Here is a 21806-nt window from a genome sequence, read left to right as displayed (position 1 = left end):
CAAAGTTAAGTCAAAGCTACGATCTTGGCTGACGAAATCATCCGCTTTAGCACCTGTATCTTCATACGCAGTTAGGCTAATTACCCCTGCTTTTGGTGCAGTTGTATCTTCATCTGAAATGACAGTAACTTTTTGGATACTCGTTGTACTAACATTGCCTGCAACATCACTGACCACCGCTCTAAACTGATAACTCCCATCAGTTAAATTGCTTTGCTTCGCATCTGTATTTACCCATGTCTTACCACCATCTTTAGAAACTTGGTAAATAACGGTTGAGCCTGCTTCTTGCCCAGTCAAAGTTAAGTCAAAGTTACGATCTTGACTAACGAAGTCATCCGTTTTCACACCTGTATCTTCATACGCAGTTAGGCTAATTACTCCTGCTTTTGGTGCTGTTGTATCGACTACTATCGTTTGTACTGATGTTGTCGCAGTGTTACCTGCAGCATCACTCACCACTGCTCTAAACTGATAACTCCCATCAGTTAAATTGCTTTGCTTCGCATCTGTATTTACCCATGTTTTACCACCATCTTTGGAAACTTGGTAAATAACGGTTGAACCTGCTTCTTGTCCTGTCAAAGTTAAGTCAAAGTTACGATCTTGACTAACGAAGTCATCCGTTTTCACACCTGTATCTTCATACGCAGTTAAGCTAATTACCCCTGCTTTTGGTGCAGTTGTGTCAACTACTATCGTTTGTACTGCTGTTGTTGCGGTGTTACCTGCGGCATCACTGACTACTGCTCTAAACTGATAAGTTCCATCAGTTAAATTACTTTGCTTCGCATCCGTATTTACCCATGTTTTACCACCATCTTTAGAAACTTGGTAAATAACAGTTGAGCCTGCTTCTTGCCCTGTTAAAGTTAAATCAAAATCCTTATCTTGACTAACGAAGTCAGTTGCTTTTATGCCTGTATCTTGATAATCATTGAGACCAAAAGTGCCAGTTTTAGGTGGAGTAATATCTTTTTCATCATTTGATTTACTACTTCCACCACCACTACTCAAAGCAGCAATAACACCACCTAAACCAGCTGCACCTGCTATCGCCATTCCCCAAGTTGGAATACTAAAAGCACTTCCTGCACTCGTTACTGGTGCTAAATCACTTAAAGAACTTAAGGCTAAATAATTAGTTTCTAAGCCTGTTGCTGTTTCTGCAACCTGCATATTCCACAATAAATCCCCTTGCTGTAATGCAAGCTGTGGATTTGGTTGTAAAAAAAAGTCTTGGATAACAATTTGGCTACCATCTTTTAAATGAATAACTAAATTTTGTCCGTCACGTGTCGTATTTGAAATTTGATCAGGTGAAATACCTAATTTAGTAATGGCATTATTTTGACTTAATTTTGTTGTAATCACATTTCCCTGCTGAGAAACTGCAAGGTTTTGCTCAATGCTTTGTCCATTTGTAATATTTACAGACTTGATATCAACCATTTTACTGCCCCTGAATAAATTAATTTTAAATATATTTTTGAAAATATTAGGTTAAACAACATATTAAAAAATGAGTTTTAATGACTGATTAGGAAATCTTTCGTCATCACATTCATTTAGACTTTGCATAAAGTCTGACTAAATCACTTGAAAATAAAACAAATAAAGTACGGATCATTCACATACTTTATTTAATTTCACTTTGCCCATTAAATGATTGTATTCAGTCAATTAAAACTTGATATTCCCTATTTAGGGATGTTTTTTATTTGTCTAAATGCTTATTTCTCTTAGAAAGTGAACCACTACACATAAAAAATGCAAAACTTAAGAAACCACACAATCCTGCAACCATCAAAAAAATGTCTAAACTTTCATCTTTATTTTTTTCTTGGTTTAATTTAAAAAAAATACAAGATAAATATCTTATATTTTAATTATAAAATTAAAGCCTCTCAAAGCTCATTTTTTCTAAAAACTCATAAATAAAAGTGCTATAATACTGCGTTTATAAAATTCTCTTGGGTGACCCGATTTTGTGGTGCCTATTTCAAAATAGTTAGGACTAGCAATGACTGATAATGCAACGATCTTGCAGAATGTACCAGTAGGCAAAAAAGTGGGTATCGCTTTCTCTGGTGGTCTAGATACTTCAGCAGCTTTATTGTGGATGAAACAAAAAGGCGCAGAACCTTATGCATATACTGCAAACTTAGGTCAACCTGATGAAGATGACTATGATGCAATTCCACGTAAAGCAGAAGCTTATGGCGCAGTAAAAGCACGCTTAGTTGACTGCCGTTTACAACTTGCATTAGAAGGTATTGCTGCAATTCAATGTGGTGCATTCCATATCAGCACTGGTGGTGTTCCTTACTTCAACACAACCCCATTGGGTCGTGCAGTAACAGGTACAATGCTTGTAACTGCCATGAAAGAAGATGATGTGAACATTTGGGGAGACGGCTCAACATATAAAGGTAACGATATCGAACGTTTCTATCGTTATGGTTTATTGACCAACCCTGCACTTAAAATTTATAAACCTTGGTTAGACCAACAATTCATCGACGAATTGGGCGGTCGTGCGGAAATGTCACAATTCCTCATCGACAATGGTTTTGACTATAAAATGTCAAAAGAAAAAGCATATTCAACAGATTCAAACATGTTGGGTGCTACTCATGAAGCGAAAGATCTTGAATACCTAAACGCTGGTATCAAAATCGTTGATCCAATCATGGGCGTTGCATTCTGGAAAGATGACGTAAAAATCGAAGCTGAAGAAGTATCTGTAACTTTCGAAGAAGGTTTCCCTGTTGCATTAAACGGCAAACGTATCGAAGATCCAGTCGAATTCATTCTTGAAGCAAACCGTATCGGTGGTCGTCATGGTTTAGGCATGTCTGACCAAATCGAAAACCGTATCATCGAAGCAAAATCTCGTGGTATCTATGAAGCTCCAGGTATGGCACTTCTTCACATCGCTTATGAGCGTTTAGTGACTGGTATTCACAACGAAGATACAATTGAACAATACCGCATCAACGGTTTACGTTTAGGTCGTTTATTGTATCAAGGTCGTTGGTTCGATTCTCAATCTTTAATGCTGCGTGAAACTGCACAACGTTGGGTGGCTAAAGCGATCACAGGTACTGTGACTTTAGAACTTCGTCGTGGTAATGATTACACGATTATGAACACTGAGTCTGAAAACCTCACTTATGAAGCTGAGCGTTTAACGATGGAAAAAGGTGATTCTGTATTTACTCCTATGGATCGTATTGGTCAGTTAACTATGCGTAACCTTGACATCACAGATACTCGTGCAAAATTGGGTATCTATACAGGTGCAGGTTTACTTGCTGTAGGTACAGGTTCTGCTGTTCCTCAGTTAAAAGACAAAAACAAATAATTTTTATTTGATATAAAAAAACCGCTCAAATTTGAGCGGTTTTTTTATCGTACACTTTTTTACTTTATGAAAAATGTTGCTTTATTCAGAATGACTTTCATGAATGGTTTGTTGCTCTTGCTGTTGTTTTTTTAATTCAATTCGGGCTGCTTGTTCCTGACGGATACGGTCATATTCTTTTTGATTTTCTGCATCATTCTTAATAGCGACAAATGCGATCACTATAAGTAATACTGGAATAATGATGCCTAAACTCAAAAGCATAAACAGCTTTTTCTTACTTTTTGGGACTGTTGAGTGCGTCTGAGTCATTCGCTACATTTCCTATATAAAATAGATGTATAAAATAAGTCAGCTACTATAACAAAAAAAATCTATTTAAGCTTGAGCGAAATACAAGAACAGAATTATCCCAAACAGTGCAAATATTGTGCATTCATGCACCTCATTTCATCAGTATCAGAGCAATATGCAGCGCTTTACGATTAAACCTCAATGCTTCAACTTAAAAAATAGATATGGCACTCATTTTGCTTAACAGTATTACATTTTAAAAAAATCGTAATATTGGGGCGACACGTTATGGCTTATGTTGCTAGTGAACTCAGTGCAAGCAAAAAACTATATTTAGGTTTTTGTTCTTTTTTGATTCCTATTTTATTGTGGTGTGCGGTCAGTTATTTACCTTTTATTTGGCATCCTCAAGTTCAGATTACAAACTCAGGAAGTACAACTTTTCTACAAGTAGGTAGCCGAGTAGACAAAGCTATTTTCTATAGTGAAGCCCAAAATGCAGTCAATCATGACCAAGCACCACCTCAAGGAAAATTAGTCAATCCTATTTATTTACCTGCACCACATGAAGTTGCGCTTGCTTTAGTAACTGCCTTTACTACAGCACCAGTACAAGCAGATGCACCTTGGTTTCATCAAAGCTTGTGGCATAGTATTAAAATTGTCTTTACTGCATTTTTTATTTCATCGCTTATTGGCATTCCATTGGGGATTTTATGTGGATTTTCTAAAACAATTTCCCAACTAACCGAACCTTTTGTCGAATTTTTTCGTTATTTACCTGCACCTGCTTTTGGGGCTTTGGCTGTGGCTATTTTAGGAATCAATGATGCACCTAAAATTGCCATTATTGTCATCGGCACACTTTTTCAACAAATTTTAATTATTGCCAATACCACACGCTTAGTTGATAAAAGTTTAATTGAAGCAGGTTTCACACTGGGTACAAACCCATTCAAAAGCTTATTTAATGTCGTAATTCCTGCTGCCCTACCTGATATCTATCGTGATTTACGCGTATTACTTGGTTGGGCTTGGACTTATTTAATCGTGTCAGAACTGATTGGTACGACCTCAGGCATTACATGGTTTATTACTCAACAAGCACGTTATCAAAATTTTGACAATGTTTATGCCGCCATTCTCATTATTGGGGTCATTGGTCTACTGTGCGATGTTGTACTCATGAAGTTAGGGCAACGTCTATTTAAATGGAAATTAGGAGCAAAATAATGAATCATCATCCTCAATACGCGACTGATTTTGATGCAAATGCTTATTTTAATGCAATTTATCAACGTCCTATCATTTTAGAAGCCAAAAAACTCAGCCAAATCTTTAAATATCAGCAACAGGAAAGAACGGTATTAAAGCAAATTGATTTAAAAATTCATAAAAGAGAGTTCATTTGTATCATTGGTCCATCTGGTTGTGGAAAATCAACCTTGAGTCGAATAGTTGCAGGACTTGACCCCTATAGTAGTGGTGAAATTTTAGTGGATGGTACAAAAATTCACGGTCCTAGCCCCGAACGCGGTATGGTATTTCAAGGTTATACCTTGTTCCCATGGAAAACTGTCAAAGAAAATGTCATGTTTGGACCACTTATGAAAGGTTCGAGCAATCCTGTTGCCGAAGCTGCCGCACGAGAATGGATTAATATTATTGGCTTAGAAAAATATGAAAACCAATATCCACACCAACTTTCTGGAGGAATGAAGCAACGTGTCGCCATTGCACGAGCATTAGTCAATGAACCTAAAATTTTACTGATGGATGAGCCTTTTGGTGCACTTGATCCACATACACGCCAAAAAATGCAAAAACACCTTATGGACTTATGGCAAAACATTGATATTACAATTATTTTTGTAACACATGATATGGATGAAGCCATTTTATTAGCAGATCGCATTGTTGCATTAAAAGCCAATCCAGGTGAAATCAAAGAAATTATTGAAGTGAATTTACCACGTCCTCGTCATCCAGAATTAATGACAACAACTGAGTTTAAAAATTTACGTAAACGTGTAGACTTTCTGGTACATGCCCAAGAAGATGAAATTGATCCAGCTCTAGAAGATTTACCTAAAATTCCACGTATGACGCAGGTCAGTACACATAAATAAATTGCGTTAAATATTCAGTAGAACACCCCATGCAGGTTGTTTATCGACCTGCTTTTTTTCACAAACATCATAATAATTTTGAATAGATTACAAATTTCATGCATTGAAAGCGCTCATTTTTTACTACTATTCCTCACTATAAATAAAGAAAAGATTAAAATATGAAGGTACAAAAACATGTCTAAAATTCAATTTTTAAAATATAGTCTTATCATTTATCTATTAGAAATTTCTGTCTCTTTTGCTGCTATTGATACGGAACTTGAGCACGTCATCCAAACGGTGAGCTACGCTTTTAACGTCCAAGATGTTCAAACGATTCGACAATATATTCACCCACAATATGGTTATATTTATTGGAATAAAATTGGGGTACCAATCAATCAAAGTTTTTATACGCGTTCAGAATTTTCATTTCCTCAATACGAAGCGAATGGCTCAAATATGTGGTTTTATCAAGCACCTAAAGCCAATCAAAAACTGATCAAAAGCACACAACTACCCACAATGGACTGTACCTCTTGGAATAAATCAGGTTTATTTTATACCACAAATAACCGTAAGCCATTTTCAGAGTTAAGTAAGAATAATCAAGATATTATTGAAATGTCTCAGCAAGAACTCGATCTGGAACTTAAAAAAATCTTACCCTTTGAAAAACAATTAGTTGAGTTACAGTATGTAGGCAAGAGTAAAGATATTGGTGATGATATGCTTCTATTTTTCAGCAAAATTAATGGAAAATGGTATTTTTCTGCACTTGATAACGCAGGAAATTGTGATGCTTAAAAGTTAAAAATCTTTAGGTAAATATCATGCTGAGCTATATTTTTTTGATGATTTTGGCTTATTTTATAATCATGTGGTTATTTGCACTGATTTATGCCAATGAGAATAATTTTCCAACTACATTTTTGGGCAATACACTCTCTCCAATCAAGCAATTTTGTTTAGGGATTTTTTATTTTCCATTTCAACAATTAAAACGCATCATCAAAGCAATTATAAAATTTCTTATTGAAGTTCTCTTTGAAATGATTTTCATGGGAATTCTACAGTTGATTTGGTTTCTCATTCGAGGATTCTTTATGCTTATTTTTAGAATTTTTGATGCCTAAAGATGACTGCTTATTTAAATCTAACTTGAGCAAAGATTACATCAGGACAAAACCATCATGTTTAAAATAGCCATTCCTGTTTTTCTATTATTATTGGCAAACACCGTACGTGCTGAAATCAAAACTTTTCAGCCACAATTCCCTCAATTTTCAAATAATGAAAAAACGAGAAAAATCAATAATCAGCAATACTTTTTAGGGCATGCAACATTTCAAAACAATGTCAGCATTCCCTTTTATGGTGTCACCGCACTGAATCCTGTCGATGATGGTTATATTGCTCGAATTAAAAAATGTGATGCTCAGTCTTGTCATTTTAATTTTAACTTAGACACAAATTTAGCTAAGCAACTCAAGCTTCTAAGTTTACCTGAGCTTGGTGTCGTTCTTGTTCCTCGACATTGGCAAGACATCCAAACAGACGCTGGAGCAAATGGAACAGGTTCAAGTTTGCTCATGAGTCCAGATCATCAAGAAGCCATTACACTTTATGATTCTTCAGTTTGTGCAGGTTGTGGTTATCCTTCAGCAAGTTTATATTTCCCACAATTGCTTAAACAAAGTATTGAATATGAATATGGTGGTATGCAAGACTCTCATAAAAAGTTAACTTTGGTTTATCCCAATAAAAATACTGCATTTTTTAGTTATCAAATTGCAAAGCAAAAGACTAAAACGCATGGTGTCGCAAAATATAGCAATGATGGTGATTTTAATTTTCGCAATATTCATGTGACATTGAATCCAAATAACCAGCAATTAATGCGTCCGATTTTAAATTTTTATCATGCTACACATTAACAACTTGAAATCCCTTTAAAAATAAATGAATAAAATTTAAGCTTCATTGACTCAATATCACTTTTTAATCTTATAAAAATGGCAAAATCATGTACTTTATTTGCAATTGATTGTTTACCAAATAGCATAGAATGGCATTTTGATAATCCTCAAATTGAGGCTTGGGCTGAATGGTTCTCTCATATTCCGCTATTATTTTCATATTTAATGGGAGATCTTGAGCATTTACCTGAGAAAGTTGCCAGCAATACCTATGTAGATACACAAAGTCTATCTACGTTGATTACGCCAATTTCTCAAGTCAAACAACGTTGGAATTTTTTAAATTTACACTTTCAACAAGATATTCAAAATTTCCCTCTCGATATTGCTGAAAAATGGCAACATATTGATCAGACCATTCAAACGACACATAAAACATGGTTAATGTTGGACTGTACCCTGTTTAACGATGCTACTTTTGGCTCAAAGAAATTTTTAAAACAATTAGAGCAAATTTCGGAGCTGTCTAAACAGTTTAATTTAAATAATATTTTTGAGTTTAAACACTCAACTGCCAATCAAATCATACAACGCCCACAATTTGAGTTAGGTTGGTGGGATCGAAAATGTATCGCACGCATTTGGGATATTCAGGCTGACTTTGAAGATTTTTGGTGGAATGAAGATTTTTCTAAACAATGGGCGCTCACTGAAACTCGCTTTTTCCAAGATGCGATTGACGCTTTTACCGTTTACCCTAAAAATAAAAAACTATCCTCTAAAAAGCCTACAGTAGATCATGCTTTTTCAGCCCTAGTTACGCCCTATGGTCGTGAAATTTTACCACTGAGTTTAGAAATTAAGATGGCATTTGTGCAAGGAGGGTTTATTGTTGCATCTAAAGCTGTAAAAGATTTATTACATCCGAGTGCTCTTTATGACTTGAATGGTAATGAAATTCTGCCATTTTCCAAAGGTTTCAATAACATTGAAGTTTATAGCAATGCATTAATCAGTCACAGTATTTTGAAAGAAGATGGAGAAATTATTCAACAATTACTACATTTTCCAAGCTTAAGCTTACTACAAGATAATCTTAAATTTATTGATTATGGTCGTTATGAAGATGGATTTATTCGTGCAGAAGGTTGTGATCAAAAACTCAATGTTTATACACCACAAGGCGATTTGGTTTTCCAACTGGATCATGCCATTTTAGGGAAAATCAACGCTAAGCATGGTCTAGCAACATTACGTCAATTTAAATCTGATGATCAGCGTGAAAATTATGGTGTGATCAATAAACATGGCGAAATGATCATTCCTTGTGAATATCAAAATATTGAACGTGGCTTTCAAGACTCACCGCCTAAAATTTTCAAAGGTGGAAAAATTGTCGCCATTGACCATGATCTAAAAATTAATATTTTCAATAAAAAAGGGACATTGCTTATTCATAGCGACTACTATTCCCTGCCTTATTTGCATGTACAACACGATAAAATTTTATGTTTTGATGGTTTAAATGACGAAGCGCAATGTGGCTATTTTGATATTCATAGCTTTGAGTTTATTGTTAACGAAGAAATGACTCGCGCAGATTATTTTACTGCCCTGCATGATGCACTACTAGGTCGCAGTACCGAGGCACAATTTGAAATTAAAATAAATGCATGGCTTGAGCAAGTGACAGCAAGTGCATGGTTGCATGACATATCATTGTTACTTTGTGAGCAAGACCAAGAACAAGCAACTGAACTGATTCATTCAACGAATGCTTTTATTATCGAAGAATTTGAAATCTCTCAAGAGGATGTTTTAGTCTATTGTGAAAGTCAAAATATCTATACCTTATATTGGCAATATTTAAACGTTGCGGCTCCAAAACTTTATCATTTTGATTATAAAGATACTGAAAGTTTATATCATTTGGCTGATTTTGATGAGTTTACTGGTTGGCAATGGTCGCGTATGGATGGTGATGAATCTATGCAAGATGGTATGGAGTCTTTGGCACATTATCTCAAACCACATCATAAAAGCCTGCTTTATATCAGTACAGATCATGACAGTATTTGTTTTGCAGTCTTAGAAAATATTGAAGTCGAAAGCTTTGCTGCTCTGTTGCAAAATGCCTTAATTCATTGCTATGTTATTGATGCCTAGATAAAAAAAGAGAGCTTTTTGGGATGCTCTCTTTTTTGTTATGAAATCATTATTTTTCATCTAAAACAGATTCAAAAGCTTTTAAACGCTTATGAATAGATAATAGTTCTATAATCGTTGGCCAAGATTTTATTAGATATTGAAATGACTTTATTACCTGACCGAAAACATTTAATGTTTGCATCATAATACCAAGCGTAATGGTTCCTGCTGCTATTGATGGTGCTAAAATAAAAACGCCAAATAAATTATCTAGTTGTAAATACCAAATACGAACTAAGTTAAAATATGCATAATGAAAGTAAAGTCGAAAATAGTTTAAACGGACTTTAGAAAAAAGCTCTTTTAATGTTAGCGGATCTGCACGATTTAGGTGATCTTCACCATAAACTAATTCTTTACGATAAGCTGCTTCGACTTTTTGATTATTAAACTCTAATCCAGGCAATTTAGCACCTACAACTATAAGCACAAATGTACCTAAAATAGCCCATCCTAAAGCTGCGATAACTAAAGCATGAGGAATTTCACCAATAATTGGGAGTTCTTTAACATGTGATGATAGCTGCAATAGGATTGGTAAAAATGCAATTAGCGTCATAATTGCTTCTATCAAAGTAACTCCAAGATCCTCAGTTGTTTTAGCAAAACGCATAGTATCTTCTTGAATACGTTGTGAAGCACCTTCTACATGGCGTAATTTATCCCAATGTGCTGTATAATATTCATTCATTGCAGTACGCCAACGGAAAATATAATGGCTAACAAAAAATAAATTAAAAACAGCTATAGTCACATAAATCATCGCAATATAAATAAATGTTAGCATTTCAAAATATAGTTGGTTTAAATCACCTCCTCCACTAGAAACCATTTTTTGAATTAAATTGTAAAATGGGTTGTACCAAGCATTAATGACAACATCAACTTGCACTCCAAACCAAACATTAAACAAAATAAAAGCTGAGCCCCATACTGACCACGCTTGCCATTTATTATTCGATTTCCATTTCCAAAATGCCGCAAATAGTGCAGTTGAAACAAAAAACCAGAGGTAAAACCAAAGAAACTGTGCTGACCAAAAACGTGTCACATTAATGGGTAACTCTGTTGTCGCATAAGCTTGAGGAAAACCAATGAACTCTCCCCAAGATTTACCACCGCTATACCACAGCACTAAGTTAATGATGAACCAAATCAGCAATGAACCAAAAAACCATTTTGGATTTGGAAAAAAAGATTTAAACATTGATGCTTGATATCCTTAATATTTTTTCTAAGTGACCTGATATTAATCCTAAAAGCTTAATTAAGAATAAGAAATCACAATAATTTTTATGTATTTTAGTAACTTGTCATTATATTTTTTTATTACTTGACACTAACAAAATAGAAATTTGCTTATTTTATAAAATTTACGACTAAAGATGTGTCGGTCTGCCTTAATTCTGTCAATCGGCTATGTTATGTTTCAATAGATAATTTTAACAAATGGATAAAAGAGGGCTAAATAATGTCTAAACAAATTTTAATGCTCGTTGGCGATTATGCTGAAGATTATGAAACAATGGTACCCTTCCAATTTTTAGTTGGCTTAGGCTATACAGTACATGCGGTTTGTCCTGACAAAAAGTCAGGTGATCACATTGCTACCGCAATTCATGACTTTGAGGGTGAACAAACCTACAGTGAAAAGCGTGGGCATAACTTTGCGATCAACTATAATTTTTCCGAGGTCAATACAGCAAATTATGTCGGCTTAGTGATTCCTGGTGGACGTGCTCCAGAATATCTACGTATGAATGAAAGAATCCTTGAAATTGTACGTGAATTTGATACTGCACAAAAGCCAATTGCTGCGGTTTGTCATGGTGCTCAAATTCTTGCTGCGGCTGATATTCTTCAAGGTCGCTTATGCTCGGCTTACCCTGCTTGTGCTGCTGAAGTCAAACTTGCAGGCGGTCAATATGCGGAGATTGCTGTAACAGAAGCTGTAACGGATGGGCATTTAATCACCGCACCTGCATGGCCTGCACACCCTGCATGGATGGCACAATTCATTCAAGCTTTAGGTGCAACAGTTCATTTATAAGCTTTTAAATTCATGTAAAAATACACTGTTTTTATTTCATTATATCAAGACAGGTATTTTTACATTTTAGTATAAAATTCAATCAAAATATTCATTTATTCCACTTAAACGCTCAGTTTAAACTCATAAAAAATACAATAAATATGTCATAATTTATATGATATTTACTGCAAAATAATGAGTTAGGATTAAAGATGGAGATTGTTGAATTAATTCAACCTGTAACTTTAACGAAAGATCAATTACAACCCATTACGATAGAAGCGGGTATTTTATTAAAAGTGCTGATGGTCAATCCATCTTCTTACTTGGTGGCAGATGAATCTGGTTTTTCGTTTTTACTCCAGTTTAGCAATGAAAATATACAGTGGAAAAAACTTTAATGTGCATGTAAAAATGGAGCTGATTTAAAACAGATCATCCATATTATTGTGATGTTTCACGTCATCTAATTCATAGATGAAAATTTAGGTCGAGTTTCAATATACCATTCACCACGCTGTAAATGGTCTGTATAAACTTTAGGAAGCATGATATTAAATCGCTGACTTTCCACATAAATATCATATTCACAAATTGTGCGTTGAGTCTGATCTTTTAAAGACCAAATTAACCATGTATTTGGCTCAAATGTATGTTCTACTTGCACATTCCATCTCGCTTCAATACGACCAATATGAAAATTTTCATCATATTCATTTATGTTTAATGGAAAATCTAAGGCTGTAGCATCATAACCTTGACTATCATGGATCAAAATACTTTGTGCGGCTGTAGGCCAAATACAATATCGTAGATAGTGCTGATCCATTACCCGTTCAATCAGATGTCGATCCCGAGCTAAAAATTGGCGTATATCTTGCTCAATATCAGGGAAAATACCTGAACAACCTGCAAACATTCCTGCTAATAATAACTCTACATGATCATAAGAATCATGCATACAATGAAAATAACAATCTGAATCAATCCATGCTTGAACCGCCGCACGCTCTTTATAAGATAAAAATGAGTCAGCATCACGAACTAAAAAACGTTTTACCTGTGGATCATGCATGACAAAAAAGCGCCAATATAAACCTGAAAGCTGTCTTTGCTGTTCATTCACATAAATGATCTGTGCGCCTAATGCTTTTAATCGTTCTACAATTTTGCGTGGTACACTTTCATCAATATAGAAACGACATGTCCATTCAGGAAAAATTTCCTTTGCAAATTGCGTATTTAATACTGCCCCTTCACAATAACGTGGTAAATCACCATATAAAGAATAACTAATAATATTTTCAGAGGGTGCTTGTGGATTAAATTTAGGAGGTACAGTCTGAGGAAGGCTTAATTTTTTTCATGTTGCACTGCATCTTTTTTTGCTTGATTCGCTAAACGCCCATAATGTTTTTGTTTTTTTCTGTCATTTAAAAAATAACATACTTCACTCATTGCATCATAAGTATTAATTTCTACAGCATGAGGATGATATTGTATCGCTTGTTGCAAATAATCATATGCAACCTGATAATTTTCTAAACGCATTTCTGTGATCGCTAAATCACAGAGCACATTTTGATGTGAAGGAACGACTTGAATCAGTTCTAAAAGTTGTTGATTAGCACTCAAATAATCACGATTTTTAAATGCCGTTTGAATATGCTGCGCTTTACTTGCTAAAAATTGATTAATTTGTTCTAAAGTCATTTCGTTATTTAACATATTACTACTTTTCACTTGATTCAATTTTTTCATATAAAAATAACTTTACAATACAAAGCTCTAACTATTATAAATTATATCTAATAAACATAATCGTGTTTATATAATGCAAGTACTTGATACTGCTGACCATCAAACTTTAGGATCATTTTTTGTTGCGATGAAAAACATCAGAGAGAAATCCACATATTATTTTTAAAATAATATTCATGTAAATCTCTCCTGCCCTGTTTTTATCAATGAACTTATTTCACTTTCATTTTCCGAATCATTTTATATAAAATTTTTGGTGAAATACGTGATACCAATACACCCAGTTTTTCTTTTCGTCCTCCAACTACAATAAACTCCTCACCTTTTTGTAAAGCTTCTATCGTTTGTTGTGCAAACTCATCTGCATCTAAACCATTTTCAATGGCTTCATCCTGATGACCTTGGGGCTTACCTTCACCATTCAATGCATTAAAAGATACATTGGTTTTGACAAAACCTGGAAAAATCACCGAAACATTCACACCGTCTTTGGCAACTTCAGCACGTAAACTATTTGCCCACATATGAATCGCGGCTTTTGCTGCCGAATATGACGCACGATATTGCGTACCCAGCAAACCTGCAATACTTGATACATAGGCAATTCGACCTGATTTCTGTTTTAAGAATGTAGGCAATACGGTTTTCGTTAAAAAAACTTGTGAAAAATAATCGATTTCCATAATGGCACGTTCTGTTTGCATGGTCGTATCTGCAATCAATGCACGTTGACTGAGACCCGCATTATTAATCAACCAATCAATTCGACCTTTTTCTTTGAGCACTTGCTCATAAGCATGACGAACTTGTGATTCATTGGTGATGTCCATTGCAACCGAAATATGACGATCTGGATTGAGCAAACTTACACGAACATTTTCCAACTCGTCTAAACGGCGTGCACTCAGTACCACTTGTGCACCTTGTAAAGCACACTCTTTTGCCAAAGCCTTACCTAAACCTGATGAAGCTCCTGTAATCCAAACAACCTTCATGTCCATGAACTATCTTCCTAAATAATTGATTTTAAATATGCCATGAAAAATATTTCATGCAAAGTACCCAGAAATTAACTACGCACTAAAAAATGATTAAAATGTTTTGCATAATGCTGTGCTTTTTCTGCATCACCTGCTTTATAGTCATCTCCTACCTTTTCTAGGCGTTTATAACCTGTACTGGTAATCATATTAATGACACCATTTAAAGTTTTATCGACTACAAAATTAAATTTTAATAAGGTTTTTGGATCTCGAATAAACTCAGAAATGCCCAAATCAATGATTTTAACTAAATTTTTTAAGGTGGCTGGTAATGCTTGAATATTCCCCTCTAAAACCTGCTGAATATTTTGACTCGCTTGCTCACCTAAATGACGGTCTAACACATAGTACATATAAATTTGTTCAGGATTAGATGGGTCAAATTTTTGTAAAATATGATTTGCCACGGGCTTTAAACGATCATTCCCAAAAAAGGAAATCGACCAAGGCATATATTTTCGTAATGCGCTTTCAATTTGCTCAAAAATCTGTTCGGCTTCTTTTAAACTTTTTTGTCCTTTGGCATCTAAGTCTTTTCCTCGTTTTTCTTCGATCAAACGTCCAAAAACCTGATCTAAAACCTGACAAGACATATCTGTAAAAATCGTGCCTAATTGTTTAGATAGATTTTCTTTATCCCCCTGATTTAAACGTTCAGTGACATTTTGCAGTGCTTGATAAGTTGAAGTGTCAATTGCTAAGTTAATTTTATAAGTCATACAAATCAGCCTTTTTGTTAATATTATGGGTCAATCAATGGTGACAAAATATTAGCAAAGCTTATCATTATATGCATTGTCTTTTCTTGATTCTTTTTACATTTTAAAAATATATTAAGCCACTGATTCATTTATTTTTTTAAAATATTTATTGCAATACTGACCAACCTTTTATCTTATTTTTTGACTTTAATGAATGTTGTGATGATTCTATTCATCAATAAAATTTTCTTGCTCAAACTTTGATACTCGCTCAGTGAAGTTTACTCCCCAACCAGAGCGTTCTATACGCTTGATGAGAATCCCCCACTTAGGAAATTTATTTGCTACAATGAATCTAATTTTTCACTCACTTTTGATCTGTTTTTACTATGACTGATTCAGCGCAAAATATTGCTACAACCTACGATCCGACTGAGATCGAGAAAAAATGGTACAAGACTTGGGAAGAGAATGGTTATTTCCAACCTTCTCGTAAAGGCGACTCATTCTGTATCATGATTCCGCCACCAAACGTCACAGGCAACTTGCACATGGGTCATGGTTTTAACAATGCCATCATGGATGCCTTGACACGTTATAACCGTATGTCTGGTAAAAATACCTTATGGCAACCGGGTACAGACCATGCGGGTATTGCAACGCAAATGGTGGTTGAACGTCAACTTGGCGCTCAAGACATTAGCCGTCATGACTTAGGTCGTGAAAAGTTCATTGAAAAAGTCTGGGAATGGAAAGAACAATCAGGCGGTAATATTACTCGTCAAATTCGTCGTCTGGGTTCATCAGTAGACTGGTCACGTGAACGCTTCACCATGGATGAAGGTTTATCTAATGCAGTCAAAGAAGTTTTCGTAAAACTACACGAAGACGGTTTAATCTACCGTGGTAAACGTTTGGTGAACTGGGATCCAAAACTACAAACTGCATTGTCTGACTTAGAAGTTGAGTCTGATAAAGAAGAACAAGGTTCATTGTGGCACTTCAAATATTTCTTTGAAGATAAATCGCTACGCACTCATGATGGTAAAGATTACATCGTGGTGGCGACCACTCGTCCTGAAACATTACTTGGTGATACAGCAGTTGCTGTTGCACCTGATGATGAGCGTTATGCACACCTTGTGGGTAAAAACATTATCCTCCCTATTACAGGTCGTGCTGTTGCGATTGTTAAAGATGAATATGTCGATAAAGAATTTGGTACAGGCTGTGTAAAAATCACCCCTGCGCATGACTTCAATGACTATGAGGTGGGTAAACGTTGTGAACTCGCCATCATCAACATCTTCAACAAAAATGCGGAAGTATTGGCTGAGTTTGAATATATCGCGAAAGCGGGCGAACAAATTTCTAAAACTATTCCTGCGCCTGCAGAATATGTAGGTTTGGAACGTTTTGCTGCACGTAAAAAATTGGTTGAACAAGCTGAAGCTGAAGGCTGGTTAGATCAAATTCAACCTTATACGCTGAAACCACCTCGCGGTGACCGTTCAGGCGTGATCGTTGAGCCACTTTTGACAGACCAATGGTATGTGAAAATTGCACCACTTGCTGAGCCTGCGATTAAAGCGGTTAAAGACGGTGACATTAAATTTGTGCCTGAGCAATACAGCAACATGTATATGGCATGGATGAACAACATTCAAGATTGGTGTATTTCTCGTCAATTGTGGTGGGGTCACCGTATCCCTGCTTGGTATGATGTTGATGGCAACATCTATGTCGGTCGTGATGAAGCCGAAGTTCGTGCAAAACACAATCTGCCTGCTGATCTTGCACTGAGCCAAGATGAAGATGTACTTGATACATGGTTCTCTTCTGCGCTTTGGACATTCTCAACACTTGGTTGGACAGGCGATGCTGAGAAAGATAAAGAAAACTATTTCTTAAATACTTTCCACCCGACTGATGTTCTTGTGACTGGTTTTGACATCATTTTCTTCTGGGTTGCACGTATGATTATGTTTACGTTGCACTTCATGAAAAATGAAGATGGTACGCCACAAGTTCCGTTTAAAACCGTGTATGTGCATGGTTTAGTCCGTGATGGCGAAGGTCAAAAAATGTCGAAGTCTAAGGGTAACGTCCTTGACCCATTAGACTTGATTGACGGTGTTGACCTTGAAACTTTGGTACAAAAACGTACGACAGGTTTGATGAACCCGAAAACTGCGCCAAAAATTGAAAAAGCCACTCGTAAAGAATTCCCTGAAGGTATTCAGGCTTATGGTACAGATGCGGTTCGTTTCACGTTCTGTGCGCTTGCCAATACAGGTCGTGACATCAAGTTCGACATGAAACGTGTTGAAGGTTACCGTAACTTTGCCAACAAGATTTGGAATGCAACCCGTTTCGTTCTGATGAATGTTGAAGGTCAAACCATTGGTCAAGAAGTTCGTCAAGACCTTTGGGAACTGCCTGAACAATGGATCGTAAGCCGTCTACAAAAAGCGGAACAAGCGGTTCAGCAAGCCTTTGCGACGTATCGTTTGGACTTGGCTGCACAAGCGATTTACGAGTTCATTTGGAATGAATACTGTGATTGGTATGTAGAGCTGACTAAACCTGTACTGAATGATGAAAACGTATCGGTTGAACGTAAGGCAGAAGTTCGTCGTGTTCTTCTTGTAGTAATGGAAGCATCTTTACGTCTTGCACATCCAATCATGCCGTTCTTGACTGAAGAAATCTGGCAGACTCTTGCACCAATGATTGGTCTGCAAGGCGAAAGCATCATGTTGGCACAATACCCTGTTGCCGATGAAGCGAAGATCAATGAACAAGCTGAAGCAGATATGCAATGGCTTCAAGGTTTGATTGGTGCGGTGCGTAATATTCGTGGTGAGATGGGCTTAGGTAATGCACGTTTGTTACCTGTACTTCTACAAAATACCACTGAAGCTGAAAAAGCACAGATTGCTCGTATTGAACCTTTGTTTAAAGCTTTGGCGAAAGTTGAAAGCATTACGTTCCTTGCGGATAGCGAGCAACCGCCATTGTCATCGTCTTCTGTAGTCGGTCATGTATCTGTATTCGTTCCTATGAAAGGTTTGATTGACCCTAAAGCGGAACTCGGTCGTCTACAAAAAGACTTCGATAAGGTTCAAAAGCAGCATGACCAAATTGCGACTAAACTTGGCAATGAAGGTTTTGTGGCGAAAGCACCTGCTGCTGTGGTTGAAGGTGAGAAAGTTAAACTTGCTGAGTTTGCGGATCAGTTAGCGAAGATTAAAGCGAATATGGAGCAGATTGCGGCTCTTTGATGCTGTTATTTAATCTAATTTGTAGTATAAAGGGCTGATTATTCAGCCCTTTATAATTATGCCAAATTTTTTCTCTTCAATCCTGCGCAAAAGTATTGAATCAAAATCTATCTTACAAAATAGATTTCAACATAAAGCACTCTCTGAACAAGAGCGCCGTTTAAAGCGTATCTATGAAGTTGCAATTGAAACTAGAAATTTTGAAATAACTCAGTTAGTACACCGCAATAATTTTTTTATGATATTTCAAGGTGTATTAATCGCTTGTATCATCAACTCCAATAATACTGTTCCTCTGATACACACTTTAATCTGTTTAGTTGGTATTGGCATTTCCTTTTACCAAATGCAAGCTGCCTCAGGCGCTAAATTTTGGCAAGAATACTGGGAAATAGAAGTTAATAAATCAGAGAAAAATTTAAAGCAATTTTATGAAAATCAGGGTAAAGAATTTCATCAACTTTTTGACAAAAAAACAGAAATAGTTCAAAAAGAAGTATATGAAAAATTACACAGCAAAAAAATTAATAAGTTTAGCCTATTTTGGTCAAAATATTATTCCACAAATCCATATAAATTTTTTCGAACTTATAACCCTTTTACTTATACGAGAAATCGTATTCTCACAAAACCATCAGTAAGTAAAATTCCTATTCAAGTTGGAAGATTTTTACTATGTATTTGGCTTATAACTTTATTTACAACCACTAAATGGGGTGCCAATAGTTATGAGTACTTGAAAGGCACAGGTATCATTAATGGTTTACCAGGAAAGTCTATAACTAACATTGATATCAGAAATCAAGCTATTCCAAACAGACAAGATGGCTTCGATGATCCTGATGAAATAAAGAAATTAAATATTAAGGATAAGTAAATTATGAGCGGATATGATTTAGAACAAAAACTAGTTATAGGTTTAGCTTCAAGTGCTTTGTTCAATCTTGAAGAATCAGATGAAATTTTTAGAACTCAAGGAGAACTAGCATATCGTGAATACCAGCATGAACATGAAAATACTCTATTAGATCAAGGTGTGGCTTTTCCATTTATTCAACGGCTTCTTAGTCTAAATAGTATTTTTCCTAAAGATAAGCCATTCGTTGAAGTCATTCTACTTTCACGTAACGATCCAAATACAGGTTTACGTGTAATGAATTCCATAGAGCATTATGGATTAGGTATTAAAAGGGCTATCTTTTTACAAGGTCGCACACCGCACAAATACATTGATGCTTTTAATATTAGCTTATTCCTTTCAGCCAATGAAACTGATGTTAATCAAGCAATTATTGCAGGATATCCTGCTGGTTTAATATTAAAAGGTCATATATTTGATGTCGCTCATGATGAAGAATTACGTATAGCATTCGACTTTGATGGTGTAATAGCTGATGATGCTTCTGAAAAAATATATAAAGAAAAGGATTTGGATGCTTTCATAGAGAATGAAAAAAACTTAGCAGATCAACCCGCTAATGAAGGCCCACTACATAAACTTTTGAAAGAATTATCCACTTTACAAAAAGAAGAGCTTAAATATCAATCGCAACATTCAGATTATGAAAGTCGTTTGAGAATTTCTATCGTGACTGCACGCAATGCACCTGCACATAAACGTGTAATCAACTCTTTACGTTCTTGGGGTATCGAAACTATAAATGAAGCTTTTTTCTTGGGTGGAATTGAAAAACGTAAAGTATTAGAGATATTACAACCACATATTTTCTTCGATGATCAAGTTGGACATTTAGAAAAAACTGCAGATAGCATAGCTTCTGTACATATTCCTTTTGGAGTAGCTAATAAAAAAAGCTGAAGCCATTCAGTCCACGTAAGCCAAAGATATAACTGAACTAACTACTCAAGATAACTAATTTCCCTCACCCCAACCCTCTCCCATAAGGAGAGGGAGCGTTATTTGATTTAAGACCTGCATGAGTTTCGCACTGGAGTTCCCTCTCCTTCTAGGAGAGGGTTAGGGAGAGGTGCTTTTTAATTCAGTACATATTGACCATAAATGCTCTAAAACCACATCCGTCTCCCCCAACACATCATGATTCCAAGACCTTACAACTTTCAAACCCAAAGCCTCTAAAAACTTTGTCCGTTCAACATCATATTCTTTTCCATCATCCGTATTGTGTTGGCTTCCATCCAACTCAATCACTAAACCAATTTCATGACAGTAAAAATCTACAATATAGGGTTTAATTACATGCTGACGGCGGAACTTCAAATTCATAAATTGCTTATTACGTAAAAGTTGCCACATTAAATGCTCTGCCTCAGTGGCATTTGTGCGCATAATTTTGGCGAATTCGAGTAATTGTGGGTCTATTTTCATTTTTAGATTTAAAATAATTTTTATTCAGATATAAAAAATGCCAGTCAATTTTTCAACTGACTGGCATTGCTATGAACGTTTAAAACTTATGCAGTTTCAACAGTTACATAACGACGGCCAAATTGACCTTTTACTTCGAACTTGATTACGCCATCAGCAGTAGCAAATAAAGTATGGTCACGACCCATACCTACGTTTGCACCAGCGTGGAACTCTGTACCACGTTGACGAACGATAATGTTACCAGCAGTCACAGCTTGACCACCGTACATTTTAACACCTAACATTTTAGGGTTTGAATCACGACCATTTCGTGTCGAACCACCGGCTTTTTTGTGAGCCATGTCTATTACTCCTCGTGATTAGCCTGCAATACTAGTAATTTTCAACTCAGTAAACCATTGACGGTGACCTTGTTGTTTACGGTAATGTTTACGACGACGCATTTTAACAATACGGATTTTGTCGTGACGACCATGACCAACCACTTCTGCAGTTACTTTTGCGCCAGCAACAACTGGAGCACCGATTTGAATGCTTTCGCCATTCACAACCATTAATACATCATCAAATGTAATAGTTGCGCCAGTTTCAGCTTTCAACAATTCAACTTTAAGGGTTTCACCCTCAACAACACGGTGCTGTTTACCACCGCTTTGGATTACTGCGTACATAATGTACTCCAACTTGCCCGTGTCGTCGTGCCGAAAAAGGAATATTCCGATCTTAAAACGAACGC

The 21806-nt window shown here is 35.9% G+C and carries 21 protein-coding genes; 11 read left to right on the top strand and 10 right to left on the bottom strand.

Annotated elements, in window-relative coordinates; all coding sequences use genetic code 11:
* A partial coding sequence (locus C9E89_RS06905) for an Ig-like domain-containing protein (protein ID WP_147305712.1) occupies positions 1-1452 on the bottom strand: 1452 nt, incomplete at its 3' end.
* A 571-nt stretch (positions 1453-2023) separates the two neighbouring features.
* Here C9E89_RS06905 and argG point away from each other — a divergent pair.
* Positions 2024-3367, top strand: coding sequence for an argininosuccinate synthase (argG, locus tag C9E89_RS06900; RefSeq protein WP_107007519.1), 1344 nt, complete (start codon positions 2024-2026; stop codon positions 3365-3367).
* Between the two features lie 81 nt (positions 3368-3448).
* Here argG and C9E89_RS06895 read toward each other — a convergent pair whose 3' ends face one another.
* On the bottom strand, positions 3449-3679 hold the full coding sequence (locus C9E89_RS06895) for a hypothetical protein (protein WP_107007518.1): 231 nt from the start codon (positions 3677-3679) through the stop codon (positions 3449-3451).
* 270 nt (positions 3680-3949) lie between these two features.
* On the opposite strand from C9E89_RS06895, the gene C9E89_RS06890 reads away from it, so the two are divergent.
* From C9E89_RS06890 to C9E89_RS06865, 5 genes are all read left to right on the top strand, one after another.
* The gene (locus tag C9E89_RS06890) at positions 3950-4894 is read left to right on the top strand and encodes an ABC transporter permease (RefSeq protein ID WP_107007517.1); all 945 of its coding nucleotides are present in this window, start codon (positions 3950-3952) and stop codon (positions 4892-4894) included.
* Positions 4894-5790 (top strand): ABC transporter ATP-binding protein, encoded by an 897-nt coding sequence (locus C9E89_RS06885; protein ID WP_107007516.1) that lies wholly within the window; start codon positions 4894-4896, stop codon positions 5788-5790. Before C9E89_RS06890 ends, C9E89_RS06885 begins: the two co-directional genes overlap by 1 nt.
* 177 nt (positions 5791-5967) lie before the next feature.
* Positions 5968-6579 carry a hypothetical protein gene (locus C9E89_RS06880; RefSeq protein WP_107007515.1) on the top strand — a complete coding sequence of 204 codons (612 nt, stop codon included), beginning with the start codon at positions 5968-5970 and terminating at the stop codon, positions 6577-6579.
* A 386-nt stretch (positions 6580-6965) separates the two neighbouring features.
* Complete coding sequence (locus C9E89_RS06870; RefSeq protein ID WP_107007513.1) at positions 6966-7709, top strand: DUF4850 domain-containing protein; 744 nt, start codon at positions 6966-6968, stop codon at positions 7707-7709.
* Between the two features lie 78 nt (positions 7710-7787).
* A complete protein-coding gene (locus tag C9E89_RS06865) occupies positions 7788-9857 on the top strand; it encodes a WG repeat-containing protein (RefSeq protein WP_107007512.1) in 2070 nt (689 codons plus the stop codon).
* A gap of 49 nt (positions 9858-9906) precedes the next feature.
* Here C9E89_RS06865 and sbmA read toward each other — a convergent pair whose 3' ends face one another.
* On the bottom strand, positions 9907-11106 hold the full coding sequence (gene sbmA, locus C9E89_RS06860; protein WP_107007511.1) for a peptide antibiotic transporter SbmA: 1200 nt from the start codon (positions 11104-11106) through the stop codon (positions 9907-9909).
* A gap of 264 nt (positions 11107-11370) precedes the next feature.
* Here sbmA and C9E89_RS06855 point away from each other — a divergent pair, with 264 nt between their 5' ends.
* Together C9E89_RS06855 and C9E89_RS06850 are read left to right on the top strand one after the other, a co-directional pair.
* Positions 11371-11949 (top strand): DJ-1/PfpI family protein, encoded by a 579-nt coding sequence (locus C9E89_RS06855; RefSeq protein WP_107007510.1) that lies wholly within the window; start codon positions 11371-11373, stop codon positions 11947-11949.
* Positions 11950-12143: 194 nt separating this feature from the next.
* The gene (locus tag C9E89_RS06850) at positions 12144-12332 is read left to right on the top strand and encodes a hypothetical protein (protein ID WP_107007509.1); all 189 of its coding nucleotides are present in this window, start codon (positions 12144-12146) and stop codon (positions 12330-12332) included.
* A gap of 65 nt (positions 12333-12397) precedes the next feature.
* Here C9E89_RS06850 and C9E89_RS06845 read toward each other — a convergent pair whose 3' ends face one another.
* The 4 genes from C9E89_RS06845 to C9E89_RS06830 all read right to left on the bottom strand — a co-directional run bounded on the left by C9E89_RS06845 (position 12398) and on the right by C9E89_RS06830 (position 15454).
* Positions 12398-13057: a hypothetical protein gene (locus C9E89_RS06845; protein WP_107007508.1), complete on the bottom strand. Its 660-nt coding sequence runs from the start codon at positions 13055-13057 to the stop codon at positions 12398-12400.
* 227 nt (positions 13058-13284) lie between these two features.
* On the bottom strand, positions 13285-13692 hold the full coding sequence (locus C9E89_RS06840; protein ID WP_107007507.1) for a hypothetical protein: 408 nt from the start codon (positions 13690-13692) through the stop codon (positions 13285-13287).
* 212 nt (positions 13693-13904) lie between these two features.
* The gene (locus C9E89_RS06835; protein ID WP_107007506.1) at positions 13905-14693 is read right to left on the bottom strand and encodes an SDR family NAD(P)-dependent oxidoreductase; all 789 of its coding nucleotides are present in this window, start codon (positions 14691-14693) and stop codon (positions 13905-13907) included.
* A gap of 68 nt (positions 14694-14761) precedes the next feature.
* Positions 14762-15454 carry a hypothetical protein gene (locus C9E89_RS06830; protein ID WP_107007505.1) on the bottom strand — a complete coding sequence of 231 codons (693 nt, stop codon included), beginning with the start codon at positions 15452-15454 and terminating at the stop codon, positions 14762-14764.
* Positions 15455-15825: 371 nt separating this feature from the next.
* Between C9E89_RS06830 and C9E89_RS06825 the strand changes: the two genes are divergently transcribed.
* From C9E89_RS06825 to C9E89_RS06815, 3 genes are read left to right on the top strand one after another with little or no spacing between them, the layout of a single operon-like run.
* On the top strand, positions 15826-18720 hold the full coding sequence (locus C9E89_RS06825; RefSeq protein WP_107007504.1) for a valine--tRNA ligase: 2895 nt from the start codon (positions 15826-15828) through the stop codon (positions 18718-18720).
* 58 nt (positions 18721-18778) lie between these two features.
* Entirely contained in the window at positions 18779-19597 is an 819-nt protein-coding gene (locus tag C9E89_RS06820) for a RipA family octameric membrane protein (protein WP_107007503.1), read from the top strand.
* Positions 19598-19600: 3 nt separating this feature from the next.
* Positions 19601-20539 (top strand): 5'-nucleotidase, encoded by a 939-nt coding sequence (locus C9E89_RS06815; RefSeq protein WP_107007502.1) that lies wholly within the window; start codon positions 19601-19603, stop codon positions 20537-20539.
* Positions 20540-20698: 159 nt separating this feature from the next.
* Here C9E89_RS06815 and C9E89_RS06810 read toward each other — a convergent pair whose 3' ends face one another.
* The 3 genes from C9E89_RS06810 to rplU all read right to left on the bottom strand — a co-directional run bounded on the left by C9E89_RS06810 (position 20699) and on the right by rplU (position 21741).
* A complete protein-coding gene (locus tag C9E89_RS06810; protein ID WP_107007501.1) occupies positions 20699-21067 on the bottom strand; it encodes an endonuclease domain-containing protein in 369 nt (122 codons plus the stop codon).
* 86 nt (positions 21068-21153) lie between these two features.
* The gene (rpmA, locus tag C9E89_RS06805; RefSeq protein ID WP_092615635.1) at positions 21154-21411 is read right to left on the bottom strand and encodes a 50S ribosomal protein L27; all 258 of its coding nucleotides are present in this window, start codon (positions 21409-21411) and stop codon (positions 21154-21156) included.
* Between the two features lie 18 nt (positions 21412-21429).
* Positions 21430-21741, bottom strand: coding sequence for a 50S ribosomal protein L21 (rplU, locus tag C9E89_RS06800; protein WP_107007500.1), 312 nt, complete (start codon positions 21739-21741; stop codon positions 21430-21432).
* Positions 21742-21806: the final 65 nt, after the last annotated feature.

This window comes from Acinetobacter sichuanensis, assembly GCF_003024515.2.
GTDB classification, from domain to species: Bacteria; Pseudomonadota; Gammaproteobacteria; order Pseudomonadales; family Moraxellaceae; genus Acinetobacter; species Acinetobacter sichuanensis.
Note: the sequence above shows the minus strand (reverse complement) of the source record. Positions and strands in the feature narration are given on the sequence as shown.

What these genes read in the sequence shown, in the direction of transcription:
- argG (WP_107007519.1), top strand. Translation starts at nt 2,024, where the DNA reads ATGACTGATAATGCAACGATCTTGCAGAATGTACCAGTAGGCAAAAAA.
- C9E89_RS06895 (WP_107007518.1), bottom strand. Translation starts at nt 3,679, where the DNA reads ATGACTCAGACGCACTCAACAGTCCCAAAAAGTAAGAAAAAGCTGTTT.
- C9E89_RS06890 (WP_107007517.1), top strand. Translation starts at nt 3,950, where the DNA reads ATGGCTTATGTTGCTAGTGAACTCAGTGCAAGCAAAAAACTATATTTA.
- C9E89_RS06885 (WP_107007516.1), top strand. Translation starts at nt 4,894, where the DNA reads ATGAATCATCATCCTCAATACGCGACTGATTTTGATGCAAATGCTTAT.
- C9E89_RS06880 (WP_107007515.1), top strand. Translation starts at nt 5,968, where the DNA reads ATGTCTAAAATTCAATTTTTAAAATATAGTCTTATCATTTATCTATTA.
- C9E89_RS06870 (WP_107007513.1), top strand. Translation starts at nt 6,966, where the DNA reads ATGTTTAAAATAGCCATTCCTGTTTTTCTATTATTATTGGCAAACACC.
- C9E89_RS06865 (WP_107007512.1), top strand. Translation starts at nt 7,788, where the DNA reads ATGGCAAAATCATGTACTTTATTTGCAATTGATTGTTTACCAAATAGC.
- sbmA (WP_107007511.1), bottom strand. Translation starts at nt 11,106, where the DNA reads ATGTTTAAATCTTTTTTTCCAAATCCAAAATGGTTTTTTGGTTCATTG.
- C9E89_RS06855 (WP_107007510.1), top strand. Translation starts at nt 11,371, where the DNA reads ATGTCTAAACAAATTTTAATGCTCGTTGGCGATTATGCTGAAGATTAT.
- C9E89_RS06850 (WP_107007509.1), top strand. Translation starts at nt 12,144, where the DNA reads ATGGAGATTGTTGAATTAATTCAACCTGTAACTTTAACGAAAGATCAA.
- C9E89_RS06840 (WP_107007507.1), bottom strand. Translation starts at nt 13,692, where the DNA reads ATGAAAAAATTGAATCAAGTGAAAAGTAGTAATATGTTAAATAACGAA.
- C9E89_RS06835 (WP_107007506.1), bottom strand. Translation starts at nt 14,693, where the DNA reads ATGGACATGAAGGTTGTTTGGATTACAGGAGCTTCATCAGGTTTAGGT.
- C9E89_RS06830 (WP_107007505.1), bottom strand. Translation starts at nt 15,454, where the DNA reads ATGACTTATAAAATTAACTTAGCAATTGACACTTCAACTTATCAAGCA.
- C9E89_RS06825 (WP_107007504.1), top strand. Translation starts at nt 15,826, where the DNA reads ATGACTGATTCAGCGCAAAATATTGCTACAACCTACGATCCGACTGAG.
- C9E89_RS06820 (WP_107007503.1), top strand. Translation starts at nt 18,779, where the DNA reads ATGCCAAATTTTTTCTCTTCAATCCTGCGCAAAAGTATTGAATCAAAA.
- C9E89_RS06815 (WP_107007502.1), top strand. Translation starts at nt 19,601, where the DNA reads ATGAGCGGATATGATTTAGAACAAAAACTAGTTATAGGTTTAGCTTCA.
- C9E89_RS06810 (WP_107007501.1), bottom strand. Translation starts at nt 21,067, where the DNA reads ATGAAAATAGACCCACAATTACTCGAATTCGCCAAAATTATGCGCACA.
- rpmA (WP_092615635.1), bottom strand. Translation starts at nt 21,411, where the DNA reads ATGGCTCACAAAAAAGCCGGTGGTTCGACACGAAATGGTCGTGATTCA.
- rplU (WP_107007500.1), bottom strand. Translation starts at nt 21,741, where the DNA reads ATGTACGCAGTAATCCAAAGCGGTGGTAAACAGCACCGTGTTGTTGAG.